This is a genomic window from Armatimonas sp., assembly GCF_043760365.1.
Taxonomy (GTDB): domain Bacteria; phylum Armatimonadota; class Armatimonadia; order Armatimonadales; family Armatimonadaceae; genus Armatimonas.
Map to the genome: position 1 here is coordinate 1 of NZ_JAYUPA010000150.1, position 2,200 is coordinate 2,200.

2 protein-coding genes are annotated in these 2,200 nt (G+C 62.0%); both read right to left on the bottom strand.

From position 1 onward, the window contains the following. Nucleotides 1-620: DUF4058 family protein (locus tag ACH2EH_RS03775; RefSeq protein WP_395139115.1), on the bottom strand; the 620-nt coding region annotated here is incomplete at its 3' end. Between the two features lie 90 nt (nucleotides 621-710). Beyond that, nucleotides 711-1,973, bottom strand: a complete 1,263-nt coding sequence (locus tag ACH2EH_RS03780; protein WP_395139117.1) for a hypothetical protein — start codon at nucleotides 1,971-1,973, stop codon at nucleotides 711-713. Between the last annotated feature and the right edge of the window lie 227 nt (nucleotides 1,974-2,200).

Sequence of the window (2,200 nt, forward strand, 5' to 3'; positions counted from 1 at the left end):
GCTACCCGAGGCAGGCGCTCCGTCAAGTGCACGGGCCAGTACTCGAACTCCGCACCACGGGCACGGTGCAAGCAGAGCAGATAGTCCCAAGCGGAGCACTCGGCGCGAAGCAAGTCCTCCGGTGGGGCCAGGATATAGCGCCCGCCTCGCAGGAGGTCAATCTCCAGAAGATGCGACTCGCTCTCCAGCGCCAGTGCTTGCTTCTGAAGATACTCCCGTCGTCCGACCGTGGTGGACTTATTGGCGGGGCTTAGAATCTCAATCGTCGTAATCACCCGTGCAGGCTCGGCCTGCGAGACAATTGTCAAATAGCGCTCCCGCACGGTGTAGGGCTCGACGCGCAGTCGGTGCGGTTCGTCCGTCTCCAAAGTCGCAGGGCGCTCCAAAGTTGCCACACGCCCGCTTGGTATCAGACTGAGAGGCCGGTTGACCGCCACATCGGGCCGAAATCCTTTTTGCTCGCCAAGTACATAGACGCGTTCCTCCATCTGGGCAACAAACCCGTCGGGGAGTGTCTGGTTGAGTGTGCCATAGAGAAACGTGATGAGCAGCCCGTGCACGCCCTGCCAGCGGCTGGGATTCTCCAGATACGGGTCCATTCCAGGGAAAGGCGAAGGCATGGCCCATTTTATCGCGCTTTGTCTTCCCCCTCCGCGGAGCCGGAGGCCGGGGGAGGTGAAAAGCGCCACAGAGAGGCAAAGCGGGGATGCCTAGCGGCGTGCGGCGGCCATCAAGTAGGCTGTCTCGGCGATGCCGCCGAGAGTGAAGGCGAGCGAGGCGAGTGGGAGGGCAGGGAAGCGGGCGGCGATGCCCGCGATCAGCACAAGCACCTGCACACTCAGACCCAGCGCCATGCCCTTGTAGATCGCGCCTGTGTGCTGCCGCGCAACCAGCACGCCGCGCACAAACGAGCTGAGGGCGGCGAGCAGGGGCAAGAGACTTCCCCAGAGAACTCCCTGGCGTACCAGGTAATGCAGCTCCGAGGGGACGCCTAAGGCTATGGCGTAGAGGCCGCAGAGTGGGGTGAGGCTCAGCACAAGTGCCCCCAGTGTGGTCAGCACCCCGATAATACTGGCGAATCGTGCGAGGGTCGCCTCGGGCATCGTGCCCCGCTTGAGCTGCGCCACCGTGATCTCCTGAACGGCGAAGCCCCAGCCACGCAGGAGCAGGAGGGCGGAGAAGACCACGGGTGCGGCGGCGAGTGTCTGCGTGGCAAACGGCAGGCGGGCGATGGCGGCGCTGGTAAGCGGCCCGGCGGCCAGCGTGAGAAGCGTCGTCATCGCGAGAGGCGTGTGGAACTTCGCGATGGCTTTTTGCGTGAGAGGTGCTTCGTCTGCTTCGCGAGTTGTGGGCAGAGTGCGGATCACGGCGCGGGCAAAGCTACTGGCGGAGAGGGCTTCGGCGAGCACACCGATCATGATTGCAATTGCTGCCGTCGCCGCGCCGGAGAGCTTACCCCAGGCCACCAGCGCGAGCGCGGGAAGGATCACAGCGGCCAGGCGAATCGCGGTGCCGTAGGTGACGAGCGCGGTGCGTCCCTGGCGGACGAGAACGCCTTGATGAAACCGTCGCCAGGCAATCGCGCCGCTCCACAGTAGCATGAGCTGGAGTGGCAGGCGGCTGGCCTCCACAATCGGGGTGGGCTGGCCCAGCAGGCTCAGACAGATAAAGTCTAAAAGTGGTGTGAAAGCGATGGCCGCAGTGAGGAGTGTGCACCAGAGCGCGAGGCGCAGCATAAACGTGCGGAGGGCAAGAAACGTGTCGGTGTTCTTCACCAGCGCCGTTGCCGTGGCGAGCAGCATGATCACCGGGCTCTCGATCAGGAGCGAGAGCTGCATGGTGAGGCCCCACGCCGCAAGATTGGTGGGGATCTCGGGGAGCCGCCCGATAGCCCACTGCACCGAGGGCCCTTCCAGCATCATGAGCTCAAAGCTCAGGGCAAGGGGCAGGTAGAGACGTAAAAGAGGAAACACGAGGTTTATTGTACCGTATGTAAGTTATTAGTAGTTGTTGTTAATTGACAGAATTGAATGCACGACGTATAATATTAAGATCGCCGCTTGTGCCTGTTTGGTGACGGCGGCATTTTTAATGTTTATAGAGGATTTTGAGGCGTAGACTGTGGAGAAGGTACGGATTGGCCTGGTAAGCCTGGGCTGTCCAAAAAATCTGGTGGACTCTGAGGAGCTCCTGGGAGCTC